Source organism: Flavobacterium sp. J49 (genome assembly GCF_011742145.1).
GTDB lineage: Bacteria > Bacteroidota > Bacteroidia > Flavobacteriales > Flavobacteriaceae > Flavobacterium.
Genome location: NZ_JAAQQU010000040.1, coordinates 13284 through 36101 on the forward strand (window position 1 = coordinate 13284; position 22818 = coordinate 36101).

Sequence of the window (22818 nt, forward strand, 5' to 3'; positions counted from 1 at the left end):
TTTAAAATCCATCTTTTTTTTAATATTTTTAGACAACTTAAGTCTATTAATCTAAAGCTAAATTTCTCTATGAGCTTCAAAGAAAGTTTCAAAAAAACAGCCCAGTGGGTTTTAATAAGACCTAAGACTACAGGTGTAATTGTCTTTTTAATCATGCTGGTTCTATTGAGCTTTCTGGTAAAGTTGCGATATGAAGTAATCAAAGAAAACGAACGTAGGGAAATGTCTAACATTCTCCAAGTAGCGCGTCAAAATTTTGAACAGGTTCTTAAAAATAGTTACACTTCTGCCCTGAGTTTGGCCATGACCATAAATGACAAAGGGGAACCGGAGTATTTTGACAAAATTGCCCCTCAATTGGTTGACAAAAACAAATCCATTGATGCGGTTCAATTGGTTCCTAATGGAGTAATCAAATATGTCTATCCTTATGAAGAAAACAAAGAAGCTATTGATTATGACATTTTAAACTCGCCTTATGTTAAATATGAAGCCCGTAAATCAATCCAATCCAAATTGATGTATTTTGCGGGTCCACTAAAATTAAAGCAAGGCGGAATTGGCGTTGTAGGAAGGCTTCCAATATATAAAAACAATAAATTTTGGGGATTCTCAGCCGTAGTTATTCGCTTGGAGACCTTAATCAAACAGTCGGGAATAAATGCCATCGACGATACCAAATATTATTTCCAATTTTCAAAGGTCAATCCTTCAACTCTCCAAGAAGAGTTTTTTCTTCCACAAGATAAAGCCTTAAAAGACAAATCATATTTAATGGTTGATATCCCCGACGGCGATTGGAAACTGTATCTGATTTCAAGAAATCAAAACGGCATTATCAACCAATTGTATACCTCTATTTCGCTAAGTTTGTTATTGGCAATTATGGTAAGTTTATGGGTCACTTCTATCTTAAAAAAGCCGGCAGAACTCCAAAAACTAATTGAAATACAAACCCAGAAAATTATCAAGCGAGAAGCTGAATTTGGGGCTATTTTTAATCAAGCACCGGTTGGGATTGCCAAAATTGACACCACAACCGGGAACTTTATTACCATCAACAAAGAATATGGCCGGATTGTAGGTTATTCTACAGAAGAACTTTTAGCGACCAACTTCCAAAGCATAACTTATCCCGATGATTTGCAAATTGATTTGGATCATATGGATAAAATCAAAAAAGGAATCATTGATGATTTTTGTATTGAAAAAAGATACATCCATAAAACCGGGAAAATTGTTTGGGTCAACTTGGTCGTTGCCGTGTTATGGAAGGAAGGAAACCGCGTTTTAAATCATATTGCCATCGTTGAAGACATTACTGACAAAAAAAGAGCGGTGGAAGAGTTGAATCTGTCCTTTAAATTAGTTTCCGAACAAAACAAAAGACTCTTGAATTTTTCCTATATCGTTTCCCACAACTTGCGATCTCATACGAGTAACATTGAATTGATTTCGAGCCTTTTAGATGGCGTAAAAACCAAAGAAGAGCAAGATGAAATGGTTGATTTACTCAAGCAAGTCTCTAAATCGCTTGATGAAACCATGAGAAATTTGAACGAAGTGGTGAACATCAGAACCAATATTAACCTAACCATTGAAAGCCTGAACTTACATCAGTTCATCGAAAACAGCCTCAACATTCTCCAGCGACAAATACAGGACAAACAAGTTGTCATCGAGAATCGGGTGCCGCTTCACATCCAAATTAACTACAATGCAGCTTATTTAGAAAGCATATTGTACAATTTTATCTCTAATGCCATTCGTTATAGTCATCCGGAGAGAAAACCATTAATTATCCTAACTTTTGACGAGGCCAAAAAAGCGCTCAGTATTTCAGACAACGGTATTGGAATTAACCTGAAAAGAAATCGCGAGGATCTTTTTGGGATGTATAAAACCTTCAACAGCAATCCGGATGCTAAAGGCATTGGGTTGTTCATTTCTAAAAACCAAATTGACACTATGGGCGGTAAAATTGAAACCGAAAGCGAGGTTAACGTAGGCACAACTTTTACGATTTATTTCAAATAAAAAAGCCAATCTATTCCTGATTGGCTTACTTTATATTGGAGATAATGATTATTGAATTACTATCTTTTGCACTCTTGTCTTGCCGTTAGTAACAATCTTGGCCAAATAAATTCCGGCACTTACATTCAGATTAATAGGAGTTTCACCCACAAATTGCTGCTCAAAAACTTTCATTCCCAAACTGTTAAAAAGCTCAATAGTGGCCTCTGTATTGATTCCGGAAATCGTAAAACTTTCCCTTGCCGGATTGGGATAAATGGAGTAATTAACCGTTTGATTTTCATTTGAAGACAACGATGCATACCAAGCTTGACCGGTATTAGCACCCCAAATATAATCGGCTAAAAGTGGATAATCAATAAACGGATTTCGATTATACTGCCAAGTATAAATATAATTGTTGCGATTCATTTCAAAATCGTCTCTTGGGTCGGTATGGTTCCATGTTAAAAGCGAAGCCAAATCCCCAAGCTGACCAACCGTTGTATCAGGAATATCACCATTCACTACACTAAGAGCATTGTAACGAACAGCCATGTAAAACACGGAACGAGCTACGTCGCCTTTCCAAGAACCTTGGGTACCGGTAGGTCCATTGTATCCGGTCAAACCATAATCACGATTGCTTCTTGATGAGTTCTCCGGACCGTCTTCAGCTCGAATGTGATGTGCATCGCCATGACCGGCTGCAATATCATCAGCATTGGTTGGTAACCAAACGTTAATACCATCAGGCACATCATTGGTAGCGTTGGCAAAACCACCGCGAGATTGCGGATAAATATGCTCTCTATTCCACGACCCTACATTACTGGACGTGGTTTGAAAATCTAATTTAGCTCTGGGTGTTTCAACATACATTAGCCAAACCTGATTACTGTTCAAAGGATTTTGATCGGCCACTTTTAAAATATTTGTAATATCTCCGTAATTGTGTGCCCGAACCACCGCAGGATCAGCAATAATATTTTGCAATGCTTGCTTTAAAGCAACACCAGACAAACCTTCCAAGGAATCATAATAGCCTGTTGGCACAGTGCTGGTAACATTTCCGTAGGTTGGATTCAAAGGCGTCCCGAAAGACGATGTCGTAAAATCGTTATCAACGACTCTAATCTCAATATTATCATTTCTGCGGTTATACCCAAAAGGTAACGTACCAAACTTAACTTTCAAAATTTCATCTCCTTCATCCAATACATCATCAACGAGGGTAATGGTTGTGGTGAATGTATTTGAACCTACCGGGATAAAAACAGTAGTATTACCGGTAAAATCTGCCGTAGTAAAACTCGCATTATCCAGAGTAAAATTGAAAGTCAAATCGGCAGTAACACTAGTATCAGTGGTAAACGTTATTGCAAAACTATCATATTCATTCTTGTGAGTAGTATTGACCGTTATGGTAATTCCGTTAAAAACAAAGCCGCTTCCGTCGTTATTAGCCCCGGGAGTTGGGTTCTTAACTTCCCAAGTGCCATCCGATTTACGTTGAATAGACTGGGTAGTTCCTAAACTATTGGCGTTTTCATTAACTTGAGTTGTCACGCCCAACAAGGTTTGCAAAGATGGTACTTGTGTATTGTTGTTAGAATGAACCAAAGCGTCAATTAAATTAACTGTGGTAGCGGTGGTATTGACCGGAAAATCTGCCGTTGAACCCAAATACAGTCCAACACCATCGGGGCCATTTTGAATTGAGCTGTTGGTGAAAATTCGTTCCGGAACCGGAGATACCAAATTGTTTCCGATAAGAACTAACCCATTGACATCGGTGGTTAATCCATTCAAACTAATGGTGTAATAGCTTTTATCTGCTAATGAACCCGTTCCGTTAAAAAAGACTAAGACATAACCATTCAGAGAAAAATTGGGCGTTGCCGACTTTAACTCTATAAATTCTTTATCATCAGTACTTGGGTTATCAGAATCGAGTTCGTTAATAACCACCTGAGCTTGTATCATTGATGTGGACAGCACCAATAGATAGCACAATATTTTTTTGAGCATTAATTGAAATTTTGTCAAATTTATTGATATGCAAACTATTAAAAGTTAAATTCAATTTATTTATGATTTTTTTGGTGTTATTAGATTATATTTTAAAGAAAAAACTTTAAAAAATCGTGGTTAACTGTAGAATTTTAGTACATAAAATGATTTCCTTTTTTTTAAATAAATACACTATTTTTACCCTGATTATGGATTGCAAATAATGGTTGAACTTTTAGGGTATATTGGCGCTTTAATAATTGGTATCGTATTAGGCATAACCGGAGGCGGTGGTTCTATACTCACAGTGCCGATATTAGTTTATTTGTTAGGATTGCATCCTATCACTGCCACAGCTTATTCACTTTTTATTGTGGGTACTACTTCAGCTTTTGGGACGATTCAGAATTTTAAAAAAAATTTAGTGGCGCCCAAAACTGCCTTGCAATTTGCCATACCTTCTGTCATCGGAGTTTATTTGACCCGAAAATTTATTGTCCCCGGTATACCGGATCCTTTATTTTACTTTGCGTCAATGCAATTGTCAAAAGGTACTTTTTTGATGTTACTATTTGCAATGGTCATGTTATTAGCAGCCATTTCAATGTTGAAAGAAACCAAAGAGCCGTTAGTTGTTGTACCAAAAAATAAATACTGGGTGATTTTTCAGTTGTTTTTAGTTGGTATCTTAATCGGTTTAATTGGAGCCGGCGGCGGATTTTTAATTATCCCGGCTTTGATAACTTTGGCGCGACTGACTATCCGAAAAGCTATCGGAACCTCGCTTTTGATCATCACCATCAATTCGCTAATAGGATTCTTGGGCGATGTACAAACTACAACCATTGATTGGCAATTTTTATTAGGTTTTACTTTATTGTCTGTCATTGGGATTTTTATCGGACTATTTATTCAAAAATATATCAACGAAAAATTGCTGAAAAAGATATTTGGTTACTTCATTTTTGCCATGTCAATATTCATACTTTACCGAGAGCTTTTATCATAAAGTATTCTAAATTCAAATTGTAACTACACATCTAATCTTTAAATTTGCATAAACTATTACCATTATGAAAATCGAACAAATATACACCGGATGCATTGCGCAAGCGGCTTATTATATGGAAAGCAATGGAGAAGCTGCTATTTTTGATCCGCTACGCGAAGTGCAACCTTACTTAGACAAAGCGGCCAAGGACAACGCTAAAATCAAGTATATTTTTGAAACCCATTTCCATGCCGATTTTGTGTCGGGTCACTTGGATTTGGCCCAAAAAAGTGGCGGAAAAATTGTTTATGGACCAACCGCTGAACCTGCTTTTGAAGCTATAATAGCCCAAGACAATCAGGAATTTAAAGTAGGGCTTTATACCATCAAAGCCATCCACACTCCCGGACATACTTTGGAGAGTACTTGCTACTTATTAACCGATGAAAACGGAAAACAACACGGAATTATTACGGGAGATACTCTATTTATCGGAGATGTAGGTCGACCTGACTTGGCACAAGCCTTGACTGAAGAGTTGACACAAGAAAAATTGGCTTCCTATTTATTTGATTCATTGCGCAACAAAATCATGCCGCTAAGTGATGATTTGATTGTATATCCGAGTCACGGTGCCGGAAGTGCTTGCGGTAAAAACATGAGTAAGGAAACCACAGACACTTTGGGTAACCAAAAGCGGACGAACTATGCTTTGAGAGCCGACATGACTAAGGAGGAGTTCACCAAAGAATTATTAGACGGTTTAGGACTTCCTCCTGCCTATTTTCCACAAAATGTACTGCTGAATATCAAAGGCTATGAAAGTCTGGATAACATCATACAAAAAAGTAATATCGGACTTTCACCTAATGAATTTGAAACCGTTGCCAATCAAGGTGATGTTGTGGTTTTGGATGTACGACACGAAAATGATTTTGTCAAGTCGCATATTCCCAACTCAATCTTTATTGGAATTCAAGGGAATTTTGCTCCTTGGGTTGGTGCCTTGTTAAGAGATGTCAACCAAAAATTATTGTTGGTAATTCCCGCCGGAAGAGAAGAAGAAACCATTACAAGATTATCTCGTGTTGGGTTTGACCATGTTTTAGGGTATTTGAATGGCGGCATTGATGCTTGGATTGAAGCCGGATATGAAACCGACAGTATCCAATCAATTACACCGGAGGAATTTGCAAAACAATTAACTCCTGAAAGCACCGTAGTTGATGCCAGAAAACCAGGAGAATTTGAAGCAGAACATGTTGAAAACGCTCTCAATATACCATTAGATACTGTGAACGAGAATTTTCAAAGTGTACCAAAAAGCAATGATTTCTTTTTGCATTGTGCCGGTGGTTATCGTTCTGTGATAATGGCTTCTATATTAAAATCGAGAGGTATCCACAATATCATTAATGTTGAAAAAGGGATGAACGGCATCAAGCAAACCAGTGTTTCTTGTACCCAATTTGTTTGTCCATCCACCAAAAAATAATTCGATAAAAAAAACAAAAAAATCACTTAAACTATTGCAATTTAAATACATTTGCAGTCGTAAAATTTAAAACAAAAAAATGAAAAAAATAATTCTTTTAGTAGCCGTAGCTGTAGTTCTTTTTGCCTGTAACAACTTAGGAGAAGGGGAATATGTTATCACAGGGAATGTAAAAGGCATGAAAACAGGTTTGATTTTCTTAGAAAAACAAAGTCCAATGGGCATGGGATTCACTGCTATAGATACTGTGAAAATTGAAGACGGAAAATTTGAAATTAAAGGTAAAACCGGCGAACCGGAAATTCACTACCTCAGATTTGATAAATTACAAAACAAACTTCCGTTAATTTTAGAAGGTGGTGAAATTGAAATTGAAGTAGATAAAGACACTCTATTCAAATCAAAATTATCAGGAACTTACAACAATGAAGAGTTTACTAATTTCAATACTGAATCAAGCAAAATTCAAAAAGCGGCACAAAAGAAAATGAAAGCTTTTGAAGCCAAAAACAAAGCCTTGATTGAGCAAGTTGAAAAAACCAGAGACACAGCCATTGCAAACAAACTAAGAGCCGAATATGAGCCTCTTCAAAAAGAGATTCAAAAAAACATGGAAGGATTTACGGTTGGTTATGCTAAAACTCACCCAAAATCATTCATCAGTGTTCTAATCGTACAAATGATGATGAGCAATCCAAAATTTACACCAAAAGAGATTGAAGATACATTCAATTCTTTAGATGCTTCTTTGAAAAAAACCAAACCGGCTAAAAGCATTCAAGAGAATATTGATGCGTTAAAAAAAAAACCAGCGCCAAATCAACCCTCAGAGTTAATCAAATAGCGCCCAACTTTAAAGCACCTACTCCCGAAGGGAAATTGGTTTCTTTAAAAGAAAGCCTTGGTAAGGTAACTTTGATTGATTTTTGGGCTTCATGGTGTGCGCCATGCCGAACAGCAAATCCAACACTAGTCGCTTTATATAATGAGTTTCACAGTAAAGGATTTAATATCATCAGTGTATCGTTGGATGAAGATCCGGCAAAGTGGAAAGAAGCCATTGCCAAAGACAAATTAACTTGGACACAGGTTTCCAATTTAAAAGAAATGAAAGATCCAATAGCCGTTCAATACGGAATTGAATTAATCCCTACCACTTTTTTGTTGGATGCAACGGGCAAAATTATTGGAATTGATTTGCCTCACGAAGAAATGAAAGCTAAAATCGAAGCTCTTTTGGCTACAAAATAAGCCAAACTCACAAAAAAACAAAAAATCTCCTAAGGGAGATTTTTTTATGTCATTTAAAACCAATCGCTTAAAAAAAGCTGTAGAATTAAGTGTCATTTTTATTTGTGAACCTCAAAAGTGTTTTTATATTTGCAATCGCTATAAGCAATGGGGAGATACTCAAGCGGCCAACGAGGGCGGACTGTAAATCCGCTGATTACATCTTCGCAGGTTCGAATCCTGCTCTCCCCACGAATAAATAGCATAAAAAGAAAAAACGCCAAGTTCACTTGAGCGTTTTTTTTATTTATTCTATTTTCAAAGCGTAGCTTTGAAGGATATTGCGAAGCAAAATCCTTTCCTAGTTTAGCATTACTTTACAAAAAGACTGGTTTACTTTTATAAATGTTGTGGACTTTTTGCTTTGCGTAAGGGTTCACCCTTACGGATCATGAAATAATCCTGCAAATAAAACTGTTTATTTATAAATGTTTCGCGCTTTTGCTTTGAGCAAGGGCATCTTGCTAAAGAAAACGAAACATATCTGTTCTCCACAAAAGAGCAAAATTTTATAAATACGTAATTATAAAACTTTAACATGATTGTGCTTCATTACCAGCACTTTTTTTGTTGCAGATATAGTCAAAAAAGGTATCTTTGGAATTCTAAAATATTGTTTTATGAAATCAAATCTATTTATTTGCTCACTATTGACGGTATCTTTTGTCGTTACCTCTTGCAAAAAAGAAGAAGAAACTACAACTAGTAGTGACGCTCCAAAAGAAATTGTAATGCCGAGAGTTCAATCTATCCCGGCACAAACTTATACGCAACAACCGGCTATTCAAAATGTTGCTCCAACCCAAAACCAAACGGCAACTGCCAGTCAAACGTTAACACCCAACCCACAAGCGGCCACCAAAAAAGGGATGAATCCGCCACACGGACAACCGGGACACCGTTGTGATATAGCAGTGGGTGCGCCCTTGAATTCTCCTCCGGGAAACAATAATCAGCCCAAAATAGGTTCGGCTACAACCCAACAAATTGATCCAAGTAAATTCACCACACAAACAACAACCTCAACACCGCAACCAGCAGGCGCTCCGGCCATTTTAAATCCGGATGCGGCACAAACAACCACAGCACCGGGAATGAATCCACCACACGGACAACCCGGACATCAATGTGGTATTGCAGTAGGAGCACCTTTACCAAAATAAAATTTATTACAATAAAATTTATCACAATATAAAAATCCCGCCTTGTTTGAACAAGGCGGGATTTTTATTTAAAACCTATTGGCTGTTATTCTAAAGCGAAAACCACACTCACATTGGTCACAATTTCTATTTCACCTATGGCTAATGTTTCTCTTGAAGAATCAGCCTCAGTGGCCATGGCCATCATGTTTCCTTTAAAGTAAGGTTGTGGTACATGCACACTTGAGTTATCTGTAATCAAAATGGCTTTGCCTACTTTTTGCCCTAAAACCGAGACATAATCATTGGCCTTTTGTTTGGCATTCAATATGGCTTTTTTTCGGGCTTCTCTTTCATGATCCTCCATTTTAGAAGATTTGAATTCTACGCCCTGAATTGAATTAATCCCGGCATCATTCAATCCCATCATGATTTCATCATACTTTGACAAATCTTTTAGGGTAATGCTCAAAGTTTGATTGGCCTGAAAAATTGACTTTTTCTTTTCATAATCATAACTTTTTCCCAAACTAACATTGTTGGTTTTATAATCTGTAGCCGGAATACCGCTCTTCTTTAAAAACTTGATTACCTTATCTACCACTTCATCGTTCAAAGTCTTTACCTCTTTGACATCTTTCCCTGAGTTTTGAAAACCAACAGTTACCACGGCTTGATCGGGAACAATTTTTATTTTTCCTTCACCGGAAACTGAAATTTGAGGCACTTGGGCTTTTGATTCTTGCGCATTGGAAATACCTGCGACTAATAGGGCTAAAATTAAAACTGCTTTTTTACTCATCAGATTAAATTTGTTTTTTTGGTATTCGTGAATCTTCGATTTCATGATATTGTATTTTAAATTATTAGTGAGTTTCCAAAAGTTGTGCCAATTATAATCTGCCGGTTTTCGCCATTACGAATAAAACAACAATTGGAATGGCCAATAAAACAACCGTTGATGTACTATTTTGAAACAATGCCGGGTCTTTTATCAACGTGATGGCATAACCGCCAATAGCACCGCCAAAATGCGCTGTATGTCCGATATTATCCCGCTTGGCTTTCATGCCATAAATAGACGTCAGCAAATAAATGAATCCGAAAATATATCCCGGAATAAAACCATAAATCTCAATATCGGGCGCTAGCAATATGGCCGAATAAATAATTCCGGTCACCGCTCCCGAAGCACCTACGGCACTATAACTATAGTCATTACCATGAAATACCATCGTCAATAAACTTCCGAAAACCAAACTCGCCGCATAAATCAGAAGAAAAGAGAAATCTCCTAATATTCCGTATACAATCGGTGCGAAAAAATAAAGGGTAAGCATGTTGAAAGCCAAATGAATTTCATCGGCGTGGAGAAATCCAGAGGTTATCATTCTTATTTGTTCTCCGGCACGAATACTGCCTACGTGAAATTGGTACTTTCTAAAAAACAATTGGTCGTTAAACCCTTTAATACTTACTAGAACATTGGCCAAGATAATGCCTATTAAAAATATGTTGAACATAACCGAAACATTTTGGTAAAAATAACAATACTTCTTCAGGTTTAATGAATGTTATCGGTTTAAAATGACATTTAACTTTATATTTACAAAAAAAAACCAATGCAACTCCTCACCTTTTTACTGCTCTATCCCATTATTTGGTTAATCTCAAAGCTGCCTTTTCGAGTATTGTACTTTACTTCTGATTTAGTATACATTCTGGTCTATTATCTCATTGGTTACCGAAAAAAAATTGTGCGGCAAAATATCGCCTCAGCTTTACCTCATTTGACACAAAAGGAACGAATAGTCATTGAAAAAAAATCCTATCGCCATTTGTGTGATATGTTTTTGGAAATGATGAAAACCATGTCGCTCTCTGAAGAAGAAATGGACAAGCGGTTTACGTTTACCAATATCGAAGCATTAATCGAAATGGAAAAACAAGGAAAAAGTATCGCAGTAATGATGGCGCATTATGCCAGTTACGAGTGGGCAATTTCTTTGAATAAATACAGTAATCTGACCAGTTATGCCATTTACAAAAGAGTGGGAAATACTTATTTTGACAAAATGGTGAAAGACATTCGCTTGAAATTTAAAGCCCTACTGATTACTACCCGAGAAACCATTCCGACTATTGAAAAAAACCATCTTGAAAAGCGATTGGGTTTATATGGTTTTGCCAGCGACCAATCGCCTCAATTGAGTAAAACCCATCATTGGGGCACTTTTTTGGGTATAGAAACCCCTATTCACACCGGTGCGGAGATGTTGGTCAAGCGATTTGACATGAATGTCATATTTTTAAAAGTAAAAAAAGTCAAGCGAGGTTACTATGAAGCCACTTTAGAGACCATGTTTGACCATCCGAGTGAAGTGCCTAATTATCAAATCTCGGAGGAGTTTTTAAGACGCGTGGAAAAACAAATCTACGAAGCACCCGAATATTATTTGTGGACACACAAGCGCTGGAAACACAAGAAAAAATAGTCCGCAGACTTCAGTTATTTTGTGGTGAACCAAGATTTTACCATTGCCAATTCTGAATGTTTCGCGTTTTTATGAATGAACTCGTTGGTTTTGGGATTGTATTCATAGTCTTTGCCCCATTCTTTATGGTTTAATGCCAAAGCTTTGATGCTTTCGCAAACAAATTGAATTTCTTCAGAAGTAGTTGTTGGGTGAATCGACATTCTAATCCATCCCGGTTTTTTGATTAAATCGCCCGAGGTAATTTGGCACACCAAATCATGAGAGGTTTCCTGATCCACATGCAATAAGAAATGCCCGTAAGTTCCGGCACAACTGCAACCGCCACGAGTTTGAATTCCGAAACGGTCATTCAGCAATTTTACCCCTAAATTAAAATGCAAATCGTCAATATAAAACGAAATCACCCCTAACCTGTCTTGATGTTGGTTGGCTAAAATGTGAATGTTTTCTATCGAATTCAATTCTGAAAACACATATTCTACGATTTCGTGTTCGCGTTCTAAGATATTTTTTACGCCCATTTGCTCCTTCAACTGAATGGCCAAAGCGGTTTTAATTACTTGCAAAAAGCCAGGAGTTCCGCCATCTTCGCGGTCTTCGATATTATCGATGTATTTGTGCTCGCCCCAAGGATTGGTCCATGAAACGGTTCCGCCACCCGGACAATCGGGTACATTGTTTTTGTATAAATTTTTATTAAAAATCAGCACACCCGAAGTTCCCGGACCACCCAAAAACTTGTGCGGCGAAAAGAAAATAGCATCTAAATAGCTTTCTTCATCCGGATGCATATCAATTTCAACGTATGGTCCGGAACACGCAAAATCCACAAAGCAAACGCCGTTATTTTGGTGCATTAGTTTGGCTACTTCATGGTAAGGCGTTCTGATTCCTGTTACATTGGAACAAGAAGTTATAGAAGCAATTTTGAAGCTTCTGTCTTTGTATTTTTCTAATAGCTCTTTGAACTCCTTCATGCACAACAAACCGTCTTCATTAGCCGGAATTACTACTACATCGGCAATGGTTTCTAACCAAGAAGTTTGATTAGAATGGTGTTCCATGTGCGATATAAAAACGATTGGTTTTACTTCTTGCGGAATAGTTGTGAAGTCTTTTAAGTTTTCAGGGACTTTTAAACCTAGTATTCTTTGAAACTTATTTACTACACCCGTCATTCCGGTGCCGTCGTTAATCAAGACATCATTTTCATTGGCATTGACATGTTTTTTGATAATGTGACGGGCTTCGTGATAAGCCATAGTCATAGCCGTTCCTGAAATAGTCGTTTCTGTATGGGTATTGGCCACAAAAGGTCCGAATTCATTTATCAGCTTTTCCTCAATCGGGCGATACAATCTTCCGCTTGCAGTCCAGTCGGTGTAAATGATTTTTTTCTTCCCGAAAGGAGACTCAAACTCTTGGTCAATTCCAATAATGTTCTGGCGAAACTGTTGGAAATATTGCTCTAAAGCTGTTTGGGTTTCTGTGGTAATCATAATGCAACTATTTGTGCTCAAAGATACATTATTTTTAATTTTAGCTCAATAAATTTCCTCTTTGTTGATAAATTCACAAAAAAACTTCTTTACATATTAAACTAAAATTAGCTTAGAAAGCTAAAAACAATACTCCTAAAACTTTCCACTCTTTAATTTTTAATGAATAAAACGTTCTTCAAATCAAATTGTACTATTTATCCACTTAAATTATGTTGAAAAATCCCCATTGACGACGATTTTTTTTACAATATTTTTCTCATCTTTGAGGATACAAACCAAAAAAAGTTAAATCATGACCGTTTATCAATCAAAAGGAACCTTTGAAGCAAAAAAAAGCACCTTTAAATTAGACATCCAAACGACTGATATCAGTCCGGATAAGTTTTATATCAGTGAGTTTTACAATATTTGTGATGCCAACCGTTATGCTATAGTTGGTATTTTACAAACGGTTGACAAAAACGACACCGACTTCACCAATTATCCACCCGATGCTAATCTTCTTGAAAATGATATTTCATTCGGAAAACTTAATACTGATTATTTAGAACCGGGTGACAAAGACATTTTCAGCATCACTACCGGAGATAAGATTGAGGTTTACATCCACCACGGCATCGGTTTTGACCCGGCAACTAATGCCGATGACAATCAATACATCAAAAACTACAAAGCCGGTATTTATGTACACTTAGCCGCCGGTTCACCTCCGGGGTCTACCGGTAATGGAAATATGGTGTAAATAAATGCTTAAAGTAAAAAAAACATATGGTAACAGATTCTTGCTTGTTGCACTATTTCTTTTTAGTGCAGCTGTAGCTTTCGCACAAAATAAAGCCTTAAAAGAGTTTGAATCTAAATTTGACAAACTGGATTACACTACGCGTTTAGCTGAATTGAGAAAGTTCAACACCAAAGAATTATCGATAAAAGACCAAGCCCTTTTTGAACATTTGTCCGGAAAAACACAATATCTACGTAACTCCGGTGCCGGTGCCGTAGAACATTTTGTCAAATCCAGAGCACTTTACCTCAAAGCCCATGATTTATACAAGGCCATGGAATTAGCCATAACTATTGCGGAACAAAAAAGATATAGTGGTTATGTCTATAAAGATTACAAACCACTCTTAGATGAAGCTATAGCCTATGCCAAAAAAAACAATAAACCAAAATTGTTGAGTTCTGCCTATTTAGAAGTTGGCAGCAACCTCTTGGATTCTTTGCCTTATGAAGCAATTAGGGTCTACCAAATTGGAAAAGCAATTGCTGTTAAAAACAAATATTACATCGATGAAACAATATACGACAGAAGAATTGGTATTACTTATCGTCTAAGTCTGAATGATTTCAAAATGGCACGCTATTATTTGGGATTATCATTAGAGAAAAGCAAAAATCATAATTTTGAGGAAGGTATCGGTTATGTCTATATTAACTATGCCGGAATGTACAGAAAAGAAGGAAAGCCGGAGAAAGCCATACCATTATACGAAAAGACATTTTCCTTAAAATTCGACAATTATAGGATTCTTTTTAATGCCAATATCTATCAGTTCTTATCTGATACTTATCGAGAAATGAAGAACTATGAAAAAGCACTGGAATGTCTTGATAAGAAAAAAAAATACGAAAGCGATTTGAGCGATCAAGAAGAAAACAAAATCATCCGTGACATTAATACCAAATACGAAACCCAAAAAAAAGAGCTTGAGAACCAAGAGTTAAAAATCAAAGACCAAAAAAACAAACTAATACTCTACTCTTTTGTTGGTGTATTCTTGCTTTTCGTAATTGGCGCTTATTTCAGAATCATTAATATCAACAAAAAGAAAAAAATAGCCGAGCAGGAAAAGCTCATCGAAAGCCAAAAACTCGAAAATGTGCTCAAGGATCAAGAATTACTTGAAATTGACAAAATACTGGAAGGACAAGAAAAAGAGCGCTTGAAGTTAGCCAATGATTTACACGATAACTTGGGTAGTGTTTTGGCAACACTAAGACTCAATTTCCAGAACCTTTACCAACAAAAAGAAGGCATCAAAGAGGAAGAAAAGGAAATGTTTGCCAAAACCGATGATTTAATCGAAGAAGCTTACCAAAAAGTTCGCGGTATGGCGCATGCCAAAAATGCTGGGGTTATCGGCAGCGAAGGATTGGTTCCCGCCGTTCAAAACATTGCTAAAAAAGTCTCTATTCCTAACAAACTAAAAGTCCAAGTCATTCCTTTTGGCATGACGGAGCGGCTTGAAAATGCCCTTGAAGTGACCTTATTCCGAATGATACAGGAAATTATAACGAATACTATTAAACATGCACAAGCTTCGGAAATCACCATCAGTTTGACGCAAGATGAAGACAGCATCAACATCATCATTGAAGACAACGGAAAAGGCTTCAACCCAAAAGCCATCAACAAAAAAGAAGGCATGGGCTTGGCCAATATTGAAAAAAAGACAGAACAATTAAACGGCACGTTTAATATTGACAGCTTTGAAGGAAAAGGAACCACCATCATTATAGACATCCCATTATGATAACGTTAGTAATTGCCGAAGACCATCAAGCACTCATCGATGGTATAAAATCATTCATGAAAAACGAGAGTGATATTGAAATTGTAGGTTATGCCAACGACGGTTTTGCGCTCATTGAAATTGTGCGCCAACTCAAACCCAATGTAGTCATCACCGACATCCGAATGCCAAAATGTGACGGTATAGCTGCCACCAAAACCATAAAAACCGAATTGCCCAATACCCAAATCATTGCCTTCAGCATGTTTGACCACGACGATGCTATTTCGCAAATGAAAGAAGCCGGTGCTTCGGGGTATATTATGAAAAACTCTTCTTTGCAAACCGTTTTAGATGCTGTTAGAGCCGTTAACCAAGGGTATTCCTATTTTGTGAATGAAGCCGAAAACGAATATGAAACACCTAAAAACGAATTGTTCTTCAGCAACCGCGAAAAAGAAATATTGTTATTAATTGCCGAAGGAAAATCATCTCAGGAAATTGCCGATGTGCTGTTTATCGAAAAATCTACGGTTGATTCCCACCGAAAAAACATGTCAAAAAAAATCAAAATTATCGGAAAAACCGATTTAATAAAATTCGCTTTAGAGCGAAAATACGACTATTTGTAGTATTTTTACCTTTAAATCACAAAAAAAAATCCCCATTGATGGGGATTTTTTTTTTGGTTTTCATTCCCGAACTTTCGGTAATCAAAAACATAATTAATTACGTTTTGGTTAGTTTATAAATCCTGCCCTACCCTCGCAAAAATTTTAGTGGTATTTGATATTTGTAACAAGGGCAGGTTTTTATTCATCAGGTAAGATCCAAATAATACAATTACATGCCAAAAAGAAACTTAAGCCCCAACTTGGTGATTTCCTACCACCGAATACGCCAATCTATTGGTTGGCTCGGACTGTCCTTGCCTTTTATCCTACTTGCGGGCAATTATATGATCAATCATTATAATTTATTCAATGATGAGACTTTTATGATGACTCAATGCAATACATACACCGCCGGTAGTTCATTTAAACCTTCTATCGGCCATTATTACTACACTACCGTGGGCGAACTCTTCACCGGAACGCTTTTTGCCGTGGCTCTGTTACTATTCAGCTATCACGGTTATCCGCAACGCGATGAGGAAATTATTCCGTCAGACAGTTTCATGACCAATCTGGCCGGATTTTGCGCTTTGGGTGTTGCCCTGTTCCCCACTTCTTCTAACCATTGTCTTTCAGATAATGTTCGCACCTACATCAGCAGTGAAATCATAGGGTATATACATTATATTTTTGCCGGTTTCTTTATTACTACTTTATCGCTGATTTCATTTTTTAATTTCAGACGCACCGCAAAAGTGGGAGACTTTGGCAAAATGCCTTCTCATAATTTTTACAAATACTGTGGCATCATCATGTTGGTTTGCCTATTATTTATCTTGATTTATTCGGTATGGCTGGAAGAAAGCTATCCCCAATTACAAGCCTACAATATCACTTTTATTTTAGAAAGCATTGCCTTGTTGGCCTTCGGGTTGTCTTGGCTCAAAAAAGGAAGAATTGACAGCAATTAACATTTGAAAAACCTTAATTAAAAAAAACAAAATCATGTGTTGGACTAATGTAGAAACCCAGTGTAAAATGGTGTATGATACCCCATTCATCAATGTCGAGAAACCACTCGACCGCAAGTTTATTATTCAAATTATAGCCGAAGAATTTCCTGACCTACCGCGCATTCGCATTGCGGCTACAGTCGACCGTTGTTTAAAGATATTCCCCGCGCCGGTAGAACGTCAAAAACTGCTGCACTTTGTGCAAATGAACATACGATAAACCGGCACTTTATACCTACCGCTCCACCCTCTTGTTATTTTGAGACTTTAATGAGAGGGTTTTGGAGTGACCTCAATGTGACAAAAACAGCTAAACCACTTTATCCAAAGGAACTCAAAATAGTTTCCTAAAAGATAAAAGTGGTTTCTTGTAAATTAATTAGTGTAGGCGAATTGATTTGTATATCATATTTTTCAACATGTTGTGCGTGATATTCAAAACTTATTATGAAAAATACAACTTATTCTTTTGTTTGTCTTAAATATTGATATTACTAGCTTTCAAGAAAAAAGCATCACTGAAAATGATTCAATTACATGGACAGAACTAACATATAGAAGTGGAACTAAACAAGCTAAGATTGATTTAAAAAAAGAATTGATAATTATTTCTCTTACAATAAATATTTATTAAATAAAAATGCATATTTATTGTTTATCAATAAATATTTATTATATATTTGTCTTGTTAAACTTTAAATTCAATTCTTATGTCAAAAACAAACAACTTCGTATTTTGGGGCTTATACATTGTGGCTTGGCTCATTTTTGTAGGCTTGTCTATTGAAGCAGGAGGCTTAATCGTTAATTTCTTTTTCAGTCTGTACAACCCTGAGTTTGTCCAAAATCTTTATCAAAAATTGGACTTAACGCAAATGTATGATGACAGTAAAATGGTTTTTTTCGGGGTTTATAGCTTTATTCTCATCATTGCCATTTTAAAAGCTTGCCTATTTTATACCGTTATCAGACTAATGCACAAAATGGATTTGTCAAAACCGTTCAACACTTTTGTGGCAAAACAAATTTTACATATGAGTTATTTTACCCTTTCCATTGGAGTGCTAAGTCACATTGCCAGAGAGCTGGTTAAAAGTTTAACACATCACGGTTTTGTTCCCGACAACTTAAACCAGTTTTGGGCTGACAGTCAAGCTTTTATTTTAATGGGCGCTGTAATCTATATTATTGCGCTTATTTTCAAAAAAGGAGTAGCTATTCAAAACGAAAACGACTTAACGATATAAATTATGGCAATAATTGTAAACCTAGACGTGATGATGGCCAAAAGAAAGATGTCGTTAAACGAACTTTCCGAAAAGGTAGATTTAACCTTGTCTAACCTTTCCATCCTAAAAACCGGAAAAGCCAAAGCCATTCGTTTCAGCACACTCGAAGCGATTTGCAAAGCCTTAGATTGTCAGCCCGGCGATATTTTAGAATACACCGACTAACTATTTTGTATATTTGATATCAATAAAAAATCAACAAATGAACCACAAAGCCAAATCCATCCGCGCTTTTATAGGTGCCAAAAACTATGAAATCTCTCGGAGCTTTTATCGCAACTTGGGCTTTGAAGAAGTGGTCTTGTCATCCAATATGTCTTATTTCAAAAGTGAGACATTAGGCTTTTACCTGCAAGATGCTTATGTAAAAGATTGGATAGACAACACTATGGTTTTTATGGAAGTGGAAGATGTACAACAGTTTTACAGGGAATTATTAACTTTAGACTTGCCATCAAAATACCAAGGTGTTCGGGTTGTTCCCATCCGCGAATTAGACTGGGGAAGCGAATGTTTTGTACACGATCCTTCAGGTGTTTTGTGGCACTTTGGAGAGTTTAAAAAGTAAAGCTAATACAACAACTTCACTTCCTTCAATTCATAATATTCCACACTGTCATCGTTTAAAAGTACGGCGAGTTTCCCATCACGAGTCACACATTTGATAATGCCCATAAATCGGTCACCGTTTGGAAATTCAAAAGCAGCCGGTTTGTCTTTTTTAAACAACAAACTGTTGTAATGTGCCCAAGCTTCGTCAGTCCGCTCAGGAAAAAGAATAAGATGCAACTTGAGTGATTTTATAAACCGCTCCGCCATTTCGTCTAAGTCATAGACTTGCTGGGTAATATTAGTCAGAGAGTTGGCTTGGGGCAAATGTTCAAAATCGGTTTGGTTCAAATTCAATCCGAAACCTACTACCGCCGTAAAACTACCATCTGATTTCAAGGAATTTTCTATGAGTATGCCACCCACTTTTTTGTTTTCTGCCATAATGTCGTTGGGCCATTTGACATTTACTTTGGTTATGCCATTCATGGTCAACAACCCAACTGCTGCTAAAGCTACCGCTACATTAAAATCATATATAGAGATCATTTCCTGCGGCATATCTTTGATTAAAACGCTGATAGTTAAATTTTTACCAGACTCACTTACCCATTCCGCTCCCATTTGCCCTCTACCTTTGGTTTGTTCCAAAGCCATGACAGCGGTGTAATTTTCCAACCACTTTTCTTTGGCCAATTGCTTTAAATAGTCATTGGTCGAATCTATGGCATCGAGTTTGATTATAGGCATGATAGAAATAAAATTTGGTCGTAATTTTAAACTTTTGTTAAGCAAAAATAAGGACAAAAAGTAATACCTTTGCCAAATACACATAAATACTAGATGACGAAAAAAGCAGTAAACACCGATATACTCTTGGCGAGTATTATCAAAGGCATTGAAGAAGTAAAAGGAAATGATATCGACATACTCGATTTAAGAGCTATAGACACCGCCGTTTGTGATTATTTTATCATTTGCAACGGAAATTCCAATACCCAAGTTAACGCGATTGTTAACTCTATCCAAAAACTGGTTTCCAAAGAATTAAAAGACAAACCTTGGCACGTAGAAGGTACGGACAATGGTGAGTGGGTTTTAATGGATTATGTTGACATCGTAGTACACGTTTTCCAAAAACAAATTCGTGAATTCTACAATATTGAAGGATTATGGGGCGATGCCCAAATTACAACCATTCCAAGTAACTATTAAAAAATTGCGCTAAACATATATGGCTACCGAAAAGAAACCCAATAATTTTAAAGTAAGTCCATGGTGGATTTACGCCGGATTAATTATTATATTCTTCGGATTAAACTACATCGGCGGTTCCGGTTTTCAGGATACGGCCAAGATTTCTTCGTCTAAATTCAATGAATATCTAGACAAAGGACAAATCGAAAAAGTAGTGATTTTCAACAAAACGGAAGGCGAAGCCTATCTGACTGCCGCGGCTTTAAAAGACAAAGCACACAGTAAGTTAGCCAAAGATATGTTGGGTAATCCAAACAAAGGCCCTCATTATTCTTTTGAAATTGGTAACGACGAAGTTTTCCAAAACAAAATCGAAAAAGCCAAACTGGAAGGCAAAATCAAAGACTACGATTTTAAACCGAAAAGCAACTGGTCTGAAATATTCATCAGCCTCTTACCTATCATCATCATTATCGGGCTTTGGATATTGATCATGCGCAGAATGTCTGGCGGTGGTGCCGGCGGTGGCGGTGGTCAAATCTTCAACATCGGAAAATCGAGAGCCAAATTATTTGATGAAAAAACCGATTTAAAAACCACGTTCAAAGACGTAGCCGGATTAGAAGGTGCTAAAGAAGAAATCCAAGAAATTGTTGAGTTCCTTAGAAATCCTGATAAATATACTACACTCGGTGGTAAAATTCCGAAAGGCGCTTTATTAGTGGGGCCTCCGGGAACCGGAAAAACCCTCTTGGCCAAAGCCGTAGCCGGTGAAGCCAAAGTTCCTTTCTTCTCTTTATCTGGTTCTGATTTTGTGGAAATGTTTGTCGGTGTTGGTGCTTCTCGCGTAAGAGATTTATTCAAACAAGCCAAAGACAAGGCACCTGCGATAATCTTTATTGATGAGATAGATGCGGTTGGTCGTGCCCGTGGCAAAAACAACTTCTCCGGTTCTAATGACGAACGTGAAAATACTCTAAATCAGTTATTGACTGAGATGGATGGTTTCGGTACGAATACGCACGTAATCGTATTGGCCGCAACCAACAGAGCAGATGTTTTAGACAAAGCTTTATTGCGTGCCGGACGTTTTGACCGTCAGATTTATGTTGACTTACCGGATGTTAGAGAACGTAAAGAAATATTTGAAGTGCACTTAAAACCGTTGAAGAAAGTAGACGGTTTGGATATAGAATTTTTAGCCAAACAAACTCCCGGATTCTCAGGAGCTGATATTGCAAACGTATGTAACGAAGCCGCTTTAATCGCAGCCAGAAATAACAAAACAGCGGTAGACAAACAAGATTTCTTAGATGCTGTTGACAGAATCGTTGGTGGTTTAGAAAAGAAAAACAAAATCGTAACCCCTGATGAAAAGCGTGCCATTGCCGTTCACGAAGCCGGTCATGCTACCGTAAGCTGGATGCTCGAACACGCAGCACCCTTGGTAAAAGTTACTATTGTACCGCGCGGACAAAGTTTAGGTGCCGCTTGGTATTTACCTGAAGAGCGTTTAATCGTCCGTCCCGAGCAAATGCTGGATGAAATGTGTGCTACTATGGGTGGCCGTGCTGCAGAGAAAGTAATGTTCAACAAAATCTCAACCGGAGCCTTAAGCGATTTGGAAAAAGTAACCAAGCAAGCGCGTGCGATGGTAACCATTTATGGTTTGAATGATAAATTAGGAAACATCACTTACTATGATTCTTCGGGACAAAGTGAATACAATTTCTCCAAACCTTATTCTGAAGAAACAGCTTTGGTTATCGACAAAGAGATTTCGAATTTGATTGAAACGGAATACCAAAGAGCCATCAAAATTTTGGAAGACAACAAGGAAAAGCTGCAGCAATTGGCTGATATTCTGATAGAGAAAGAAGTCATTTTCAAAGACGATTTGGAATCCATTTTCGGGAAAAGACCTTTTGACAATCATGCTGATGAAACAGTAGCAGATGCAGTAATAGAATAACATTCACAGTTTTTTAACATTTTATTAAAATCTTAATTCAAAACATACTTTTGAATTAAGATTTTTTTATCTTTGAGGGATTTCAAATACCAAAACAGATTATACCCATACAAGCATGAGTCTTTTCAGAAAAATTTTTGGCACAGGTAATGATGCCTCTGACGAAGAAAGTCAAAGCGAATTTAACAATGCTCCTTCCAGCTTTTCACTGCTTCCGGTAGATGAAAAGTTCACTTATAATTTCAAAAAAAACGGTGGCAAGTTTTTGTACTGTGAGAACTTAAACGAAGTAAAAGACCAATTCTTAAACATCTTAGAGGAAAACGATTGGTTCGAATGTGAAGCACTTTGCTATGAACCGAAATTATTCAGCATGTTGGATGAAAACAAACTAACATACGACAAACCAGCCAACCCGAAATTCTTATTTGCCAGCTGCGAAAACCTTATTGCCGATGAAGGTTCGGTGTTGTTTTCCTCCAACCAAATCAAACAAAACAAACCTAACGATTTACCTATCAATATCATCATTTTAGCCACTACCAGTCAAATTTTGGAAACCAAAAGTGACGGTCTTCGTGTGATTAAAAAGAAATACGATAAAGATTACCCAACCAATATCACTACCATCAAATATTTCGAAAAAGCCAAAGACGAAGATTTCCTGCAATACGGAAGCACTGCCAAGAATTTATACCTCTTGCTTTTAGAAGATTTATAG

The 22818-nt window shown here is 37.0% G+C and carries 23 protein-coding genes and 1 tRNA gene; 19 read left to right on the forward strand and 5 right to left on the reverse strand.

The window, feature by feature from the left end; translation table 11 throughout:
- The first annotated feature begins 69 nt into the window (after positions 1-69).
- Positions 70-2037 (forward strand): PAS domain S-box protein, encoded by a 1968-nt coding sequence (locus tag HA632_RS00980; RefSeq protein ID WP_176305380.1) that lies wholly within the window; start codon positions 70-72, stop codon positions 2035-2037.
- Between the two features lie 48 nt (positions 2038-2085).
- Here HA632_RS00980 and HA632_RS00985 read toward each other — a convergent pair whose 3' ends face one another.
- On the reverse strand, positions 2086-4047 hold the full coding sequence (locus tag HA632_RS00985) for an endonuclease (protein ID WP_176305381.1): 1962 nt from the start codon (positions 4045-4047) through the stop codon (positions 2086-2088).
- Between the two features lie 205 nt (positions 4048-4252).
- Here HA632_RS00985 and HA632_RS00990 point away from each other — a divergent pair, with 205 nt between their 5' ends.
- From HA632_RS00990 to HA632_RS01015, 6 genes are all read left to right on the forward strand, one after another.
- The gene (locus HA632_RS00990) at positions 4253-5038 is read left to right on the forward strand and encodes a sulfite exporter TauE/SafE family protein (RefSeq protein ID WP_176305382.1); all 786 of its coding nucleotides are present in this window, start codon (positions 4253-4255) and stop codon (positions 5036-5038) included.
- 64 nt (positions 5039-5102) lie between these two features.
- The gene (locus HA632_RS00995) at positions 5103-6515 is read left to right on the forward strand and encodes a rhodanese-like domain-containing protein (protein WP_176305383.1); all 1413 of its coding nucleotides are present in this window, start codon (positions 5103-5105) and stop codon (positions 6513-6515) included.
- 79 nt (positions 6516-6594) lie between these two features.
- Complete coding sequence (locus HA632_RS01000) at positions 6595-7359, forward strand: DUF4369 domain-containing protein (protein WP_176305384.1); 765 nt, start codon at positions 6595-6597, stop codon at positions 7357-7359.
- Between the two features lie 35 nt (positions 7360-7394).
- A complete protein-coding gene (locus HA632_RS01005) occupies positions 7395-7766 on the forward strand; it encodes a TlpA disulfide reductase family protein (protein ID WP_228778731.1) in 372 nt (123 codons plus the stop codon).
- 149 nt (positions 7767-7915) lie between these two features.
- Positions 7916-7997, forward strand: a tRNA-Tyr gene (locus HA632_RS01010).
- Positions 7998-8425: 428 nt separating this feature from the next.
- Positions 8426-8968 (forward strand): hypothetical protein, encoded by a 543-nt coding sequence (locus HA632_RS01015; protein WP_176305385.1) that lies wholly within the window; start codon positions 8426-8428, stop codon positions 8966-8968.
- 85 nt (positions 8969-9053) lie between these two features.
- Here HA632_RS01015 and HA632_RS01020 read toward each other — a convergent pair whose 3' ends face one another.
- Both HA632_RS01020 and HA632_RS01025 read right to left on the reverse strand, forming a co-directional pair.
- Positions 9054-9794, reverse strand: a complete 741-nt coding sequence (locus tag HA632_RS01020; protein ID WP_228778732.1) for an SIMPL domain-containing protein — start codon at positions 9792-9794, stop codon at positions 9054-9056.
- 46 nt (positions 9795-9840) lie between these two features.
- Positions 9841-10470 (reverse strand): rhomboid family intramembrane serine protease, encoded by a 630-nt coding sequence (locus tag HA632_RS01025; protein ID WP_176305386.1) that lies wholly within the window; start codon positions 10468-10470, stop codon positions 9841-9843.
- Positions 10471-10569: 99 nt separating this feature from the next.
- On the opposite strand from HA632_RS01025, the gene HA632_RS01030 reads away from it, so the two are divergent.
- Positions 10570-11442 (forward strand): lysophospholipid acyltransferase family protein, encoded by an 873-nt coding sequence (locus tag HA632_RS01030; protein ID WP_176305387.1) that lies wholly within the window; start codon positions 10570-10572, stop codon positions 11440-11442.
- 14 nt (positions 11443-11456) lie between these two features.
- On the opposite strand, the gene HA632_RS01035 is transcribed toward HA632_RS01030, so the two are convergent.
- Positions 11457-12944, reverse strand: a complete 1488-nt coding sequence (locus HA632_RS01035; RefSeq protein ID WP_176305388.1) for an aminotransferase class V-fold PLP-dependent enzyme — start codon at positions 12942-12944, stop codon at positions 11457-11459.
- A 295-nt stretch (positions 12945-13239) separates the two neighbouring features.
- Here HA632_RS01035 and HA632_RS01040 point away from each other — a divergent pair, with 295 nt between their 5' ends.
- From HA632_RS01040 to HA632_RS01075, 8 genes are all read left to right on the forward strand, one after another.
- A complete protein-coding gene (locus HA632_RS01040; protein WP_176305389.1) occupies positions 13240-13689 on the forward strand; it encodes a hypothetical protein in 450 nt (149 codons plus the stop codon).
- Between the two features lie 4 nt (positions 13690-13693).
- Positions 13694-15484 (forward strand): sensor histidine kinase, encoded by a 1791-nt coding sequence (locus HA632_RS01045; RefSeq protein ID WP_176305390.1) that lies wholly within the window; start codon positions 13694-13696, stop codon positions 15482-15484.
- Positions 15481-16095 (forward strand): response regulator transcription factor, encoded by a 615-nt coding sequence (locus HA632_RS01050; protein WP_176305391.1) that lies wholly within the window; start codon positions 15481-15483, stop codon positions 16093-16095. The genes HA632_RS01045 and HA632_RS01050 overlap by 4 nt, the downstream gene beginning before the upstream one ends.
- 215 nt (positions 16096-16310) lie before the next feature.
- Positions 16311-17048 carry a hypothetical protein gene (locus HA632_RS01055; protein WP_176305392.1) on the forward strand — a complete coding sequence of 246 codons (738 nt, stop codon included), beginning with the start codon at positions 16311-16313 and terminating at the stop codon, positions 17046-17048.
- A 34-nt stretch (positions 17049-17082) separates the two neighbouring features.
- A complete protein-coding gene (locus HA632_RS01060) occupies positions 17083-17310 on the forward strand; it encodes a hypothetical protein (protein ID WP_176305393.1) in 228 nt (75 codons plus the stop codon).
- Between the two features lie 490 nt (positions 17311-17800).
- The gene (locus tag HA632_RS01065; RefSeq protein ID WP_176305394.1) at positions 17801-18337 is read left to right on the forward strand and encodes a DUF2975 domain-containing protein; all 537 of its coding nucleotides are present in this window, start codon (positions 17801-17803) and stop codon (positions 18335-18337) included.
- 3 nt (positions 18338-18340) lie between these two features.
- Positions 18341-18544 (forward strand): helix-turn-helix transcriptional regulator, encoded by a 204-nt coding sequence (locus HA632_RS01070; protein WP_176305395.1) that lies wholly within the window; start codon positions 18341-18343, stop codon positions 18542-18544.
- Between the two features lie 37 nt (positions 18545-18581).
- On the forward strand, positions 18582-18947 hold the full coding sequence (locus tag HA632_RS01075) for a glyoxalase (protein WP_176305396.1): 366 nt from the start codon (positions 18582-18584) through the stop codon (positions 18945-18947).
- Positions 18948-18949: 2 nt separating this feature from the next.
- Here the strand turns inward: HA632_RS01075 and HA632_RS01080 are convergent, their stop codons facing one another.
- Positions 18950-19678 (reverse strand): biotin--[acetyl-CoA-carboxylase] ligase, encoded by a 729-nt coding sequence (locus tag HA632_RS01080; protein WP_176305397.1) that lies wholly within the window; start codon positions 19676-19678, stop codon positions 18950-18952.
- Between the two features lie 93 nt (positions 19679-19771).
- Here HA632_RS01080 and rsfS point away from each other — a divergent pair, with 93 nt between their 5' ends.
- The 3 genes from rsfS (at position 19772) to HA632_RS01095 (ending at position 22818) form a co-directional block, all read left to right on the forward strand.
- Positions 19772-20143 carry a ribosome silencing factor gene (gene rsfS, locus HA632_RS01085; RefSeq protein ID WP_176305398.1) on the forward strand — a complete coding sequence of 124 codons (372 nt, stop codon included), beginning with the start codon at positions 19772-19774 and terminating at the stop codon, positions 20141-20143.
- Positions 20144-20162: 19 nt separating this feature from the next.
- Positions 20163-22097 carry an ATP-dependent zinc metalloprotease FtsH gene (gene ftsH, locus HA632_RS01090; protein ID WP_176305399.1) on the forward strand — a complete coding sequence of 645 codons (1935 nt, stop codon included), beginning with the start codon at positions 20163-20165 and terminating at the stop codon, positions 22095-22097.
- A gap of 115 nt (positions 22098-22212) precedes the next feature.
- Positions 22213-22818 (forward strand): LUD domain-containing protein, encoded by a 606-nt coding sequence (locus HA632_RS01095; protein ID WP_176305400.1) that lies wholly within the window; start codon positions 22213-22215, stop codon positions 22816-22818.

Bases quoted from the DNA above. Each gene is read 5' to 3' on its own strand.
- HA632_RS00980 (WP_176305380.1), top strand. From the start codon at position 70: ATGAGCTTCAAAGAAAGTTTCAAAAAAACAGCCCAGTGGGTTTTAATA.
- HA632_RS00985 (WP_176305381.1), bottom strand. From the start codon at position 4,047: ATGCTCAAAAAAATATTGTGCTATCTATTGGTGCTGTCCACATCAATG.
- HA632_RS00990 (WP_176305382.1), top strand. From the start codon at position 4,253: ATGGTTGAACTTTTAGGGTATATTGGCGCTTTAATAATTGGTATCGTA.
- HA632_RS00995 (WP_176305383.1), top strand. From the start codon at position 5,103: ATGAAAATCGAACAAATATACACCGGATGCATTGCGCAAGCGGCTTAT.
- HA632_RS01000 (WP_176305384.1), top strand. From the start codon at position 6,595: ATGAAAAAAATAATTCTTTTAGTAGCCGTAGCTGTAGTTCTTTTTGCC.
- HA632_RS01015 (WP_176305385.1), top strand. From the start codon at position 8,426: ATGAAATCAAATCTATTTATTTGCTCACTATTGACGGTATCTTTTGTC.
- HA632_RS01020 (WP_228778732.1), bottom strand. From the start codon at position 9,794: ATGAAATCGAAGATTCACGAATACCAAAAAAACAAATTTAATCTGATG.
- HA632_RS01025 (WP_176305386.1), bottom strand. From the start codon at position 10,470: ATGTTCAACATATTTTTAATAGGCATTATCTTGGCCAATGTTCTAGTA.
- HA632_RS01030 (WP_176305387.1), top strand. From the start codon at position 10,570: ATGCAACTCCTCACCTTTTTACTGCTCTATCCCATTATTTGGTTAATC.
- HA632_RS01035 (WP_176305388.1), bottom strand. From the start codon at position 12,944: ATGATTACCACAGAAACCCAAACAGCTTTAGAGCAATATTTCCAACAG.
- HA632_RS01040 (WP_176305389.1), top strand. From the start codon at position 13,240: ATGACCGTTTATCAATCAAAAGGAACCTTTGAAGCAAAAAAAAGCACC.
- HA632_RS01045 (WP_176305390.1), top strand. From the start codon at position 13,694: ATGCTTAAAGTAAAAAAAACATATGGTAACAGATTCTTGCTTGTTGCA.
- HA632_RS01050 (WP_176305391.1), top strand. From the start codon at position 15,481: ATGATAACGTTAGTAATTGCCGAAGACCATCAAGCACTCATCGATGGT.
- HA632_RS01055 (WP_176305392.1), top strand. From the start codon at position 16,311: ATGCCAAAAAGAAACTTAAGCCCCAACTTGGTGATTTCCTACCACCGA.
- HA632_RS01060 (WP_176305393.1), top strand. From the start codon at position 17,083: ATGTGTTGGACTAATGTAGAAACCCAGTGTAAAATGGTGTATGATACC.
- HA632_RS01065 (WP_176305394.1), top strand. From the start codon at position 17,801: ATGTCAAAAACAAACAACTTCGTATTTTGGGGCTTATACATTGTGGCT.
- HA632_RS01070 (WP_176305395.1), top strand. From the start codon at position 18,341: ATGGCAATAATTGTAAACCTAGACGTGATGATGGCCAAAAGAAAGATG.
- HA632_RS01075 (WP_176305396.1), top strand. From the start codon at position 18,582: ATGAACCACAAAGCCAAATCCATCCGCGCTTTTATAGGTGCCAAAAAC.
- HA632_RS01080 (WP_176305397.1), bottom strand. From the start codon at position 19,678: ATGCCTATAATCAAACTCGATGCCATAGATTCGACCAATGACTATTTA.
- rsfS (WP_176305398.1), top strand. From the start codon at position 19,772: ATGACGAAAAAAGCAGTAAACACCGATATACTCTTGGCGAGTATTATC.
- ftsH (WP_176305399.1), top strand. From the start codon at position 20,163: ATGGCTACCGAAAAGAAACCCAATAATTTTAAAGTAAGTCCATGGTGG.
- HA632_RS01095 (WP_176305400.1), top strand. From the start codon at position 22,213: ATGAGTCTTTTCAGAAAAATTTTTGGCACAGGTAATGATGCCTCTGAC.